Source organism: Trebonia sp. (assembly GCF_049794275.1).
Classification (GTDB): Bacteria; Actinomycetota; Actinomycetes; order Streptosporangiales; family Streptosporangiaceae; genus Trebonia.
The window spans coordinates 1-2,936 of sequence record NZ_JBARCR010000239.1; the positions used below are offsets into that span (position 1 = coordinate 1).

A 2,936-nucleotide genomic window follows, 5' to 3' on the forward strand; every position below is an offset into this window, starting at 1 on the left:
CGGGAGGGCCGCCCGGCGTCGGCAGCGCGGGCTCGGCAGCGCCCCCGCGCGCGAGAGAGGTCGCGCGGGGGCCGACGCCCCGGCAGCGGACAGTCTCCCGCCTTTCCCCGGCCGACGCCATCGGCCTGGTGGTGCTGCCCATCTCAGATCATGCTTCCTGCTCGGCCAGCTCGCGCCTTCTGCGCTGTTGCCGTGCTACGGCCCGGCGCTGGCGTGCCGAAGGCGCGCCCTTGAAATGTTTCGGTAGTAGAACGCGACCGCGTAGAGATGCCGGGTCGTGCTGATAGTGCTGGCTGGTGTTACGGTCAAGCTCATGGGTTGCTGCGCTGCAATGAATATCCGGACCGCCGCTTAGCGGCGGTACCGAGGTTGCCGTAAACCGCGGCCTCGTTGGCTGTCCCCTGGCGGGGTCAGTGCCAGGACGTACCGCCGGATCAGTGTCCGGCCGACAGTCACGCGTGTGTTCCCGCGCTGCCGGGTCATCCTTGCCTGATCAGGGGAGCCATGTCCCAGTCGCAGCATTTCGATTCACAATACGAGGAACTATTGCCGCGCCCGCCCGCACCGAGCCTCGGTGCCGCGCACGGCCAGTCCGGCCGCCCGCCCTCGGTGCCCGCTGAAGCCCGGTCCGGGCCCGTCGTCGCGCAGGACCCGCGTGCCGCCACGCTGATCTTGACCGTCGGGCTTCCGGGGGCCGGGAAAACCACCCGGGCCAAAGAACTCGCCGCGACGCTCCCGGCGCTGCGGCTGACCCCGGATCACTGGATGATCCCACTGTTCGGCGATTCGCTGGCAGGCGGCAAGCGCTTCGTGCTCGAAGGGCGGCTCATCTCGGTCGCGCTGCAGGCCCTGCGGCTGGGGACCAGTGTCGTGCTCGACTTCGGGCTCTGGGGCCGCGATGAACGGTCGGCACTGCGCTGGCTGGCGCAGTCGGCCGGGGCAGGATGCCAGGTGGTCTACCTGCCCGTAGATAGAGACGTTCAGCTCGCCCGCGTCGCACATCGCCAGGCGACGGCACCGCATCAGACGTTCCCGATGAGCGAGGCCGAGCTGGACCAGTGGCGGGAGAAGTTCCAGGTGCCTGACGCCGCCGAACTCAACGGGGGTGCGATTCCTAATCCCCCGACGGGCTGGCCGGGCTGGCAGGAGTGGGCGGTCGATCACTGGCCTTCGTGCACTGACAGCTAACCCGGCTGTTGCGGCTAGGAGCGGCTTGACCGCGTTCGTGCTGGCCTGCGGTGCGCAGGTGTTACCGCAGGCCAGCACCATCTGCCGCTGACCACGGAGAACCTGAATACGGAATTCCTAGGACGTGTCGCACATCAAGTGGAGCTAGGCACGGCTCTGGATGTGGTGTCAGGCTCCGTGCAGGCGGCGGACTTCGGCGGCGACTGACGCGACGTCGACCGGCACGGTGGTGTCCACGGTGATCAGCGGGCCGATGCCGACCGCCCGGTCGTACTTGCCCATCGTCGCCAGCGTCGCCGTCGTCAGCCAGTGAACCTCATGCCTCGGCCGGGCGTTGTAGCGGGCGACCGCCACCTCGGCGGGACACGCACAGTGCACCTCGACGACGCGGTCGCCCAGGCCGCGGAGCTTACCCAGCTCGTACTCGCTCTGCGGGTGGAAGTTGGCCTCGATCACCATGTCGCCCGCGCAGGCCGCGAGCACCCACAGCAGTTCCATCGACGCGCCGCCCAGCCGCCGCGACCAGGCCTGGTCGAGCTCATCCTCGCCCGGGACGTATAGGGCGTCGTGCAGCGTCTCCTTAACCAGATCCTTCGTCACCAGCGAATACCCGAGCTCCGCCGCCAGCGGGAAAGCGAGGCTGCTCTTCCCCGCCCCCAGCCTCCCGGAGACGTACACAAGCCGGCTCACATCGCCCAGGATGACACAGGCGCTCGTCCTCTCGCGTCGGATCGTGACCCTAGGTCCGCCCCGTCCGCCATAGCTGCGGCTGGCACTCCTGACTTGGCTCACAATCGAGAGTTCACAGCCGGCTCGTGACGCTCACCTGCGGGTTTCCGGTGTTCAGGAAGCAAACTTGCGCGCTAACGATGGCCCCGTAGAGTGAGCTGGTGTCTGTGTATATGCGGACAGTCAAGACGAAGTCGCGTTCGACGCACGGCAATTCCAGGATGCTCGCACGGCGGTGAATTACCCTGACCAGGTAAGCCAGACATGGGAACCCGGAGCATACGGAGTTATGCCGCTGCCGTCGGGGCGGCTGGTCCGTGGACGCGGCCTGCGCATCGACAACCCCTATAGGCCTGATCCCGAGTTTGCCGTATATGTGGTCGGCAGCGACCTGTACGGGGTGACTTGGGAATACCGATGGGTCGACTGGCCGGACTTCGGACTCCCCGCCAACCCGGCGGCGCTACGCGAAAACCTCGTTGAGGCACTGGCGCGTTCCTCCATCGAACGTGTTGAGGTCGGCTGCGTGGGCGGCAGGGGCAGAACCGGAACCGCATTGGCGTGCCTCGCCGTTCTCGACGGCGCCCCGGCCACTGATGCGGTCGCCTACGTCAGGCAGCACTACAGCCTGGATGCCGTGGAGACCCATGAGCAGGCCAGTTTCGTCGCCGACTTCCGCTGATGCGGATCGATCCCTCTCCAACGACCTTCGCCAAGCCTCGACGCGATCACCGGTACCAACTGACTTGCCCACTAAGGTGAGCCAAGTCGGGTCTCGCGTCGGATCGTGACCCTAGGTCCGCCCCGTCCGCCATAGCTGCGGCTGGCACTTGACAGCAATAAGAGCGTCAGGGGGTTAGGTCGGCTAGTGTCCGGCTCCGCTTGATCTGCGACACGTGGCGTCACTTGATGTGCGACATGATCCGGTCCGGCGGGTCCACGCTCTGTATCTGGTCGTCCCGGAATTACGGTCATCTATTGAGCGCGCGTTCCCGTGACAGCAGCGATTTACGATCTTA

Annotated in this window: 3 protein-coding genes; 2 read left to right on the forward strand and 1 reads right to left on the reverse strand. The window is 66.7% G+C overall.

What is annotated here, in order from left to right; all coding sequences use genetic code 11:
* The first annotated feature begins 504 nt into the window (after nucleotides 1–504).
* Entirely contained in the window at nucleotides 505–1,188 is a 684-nt protein-coding gene (locus WA805_RS06895; RefSeq protein WP_425241917.1) for an AAA family ATPase, read from the forward strand.
* A gap of 168 nt (nucleotides 1,189–1,356) precedes the next feature.
* Here the strand turns inward: WA805_RS06895 and WA805_RS06900 are convergent, their stop codons facing one another.
* Entirely contained in the window at nucleotides 1,357–1,878 is a 522-nt protein-coding gene (locus WA805_RS06900; RefSeq protein ID WP_425241918.1) for an AAA family ATPase, read from the reverse strand.
* A gap of 328 nt (nucleotides 1,879–2,206) precedes the next feature.
* Between WA805_RS06900 and WA805_RS06905 the strand changes: the two genes are divergently transcribed.
* Nucleotides 2,207–2,599, forward strand: coding sequence for a protein-tyrosine phosphatase family protein (locus WA805_RS06905; protein WP_425240473.1), 393 nt, complete (start codon nucleotides 2,207–2,209; stop codon nucleotides 2,597–2,599).
* Nucleotides 2,600–2,936 lie beyond the last annotated feature (337 nt).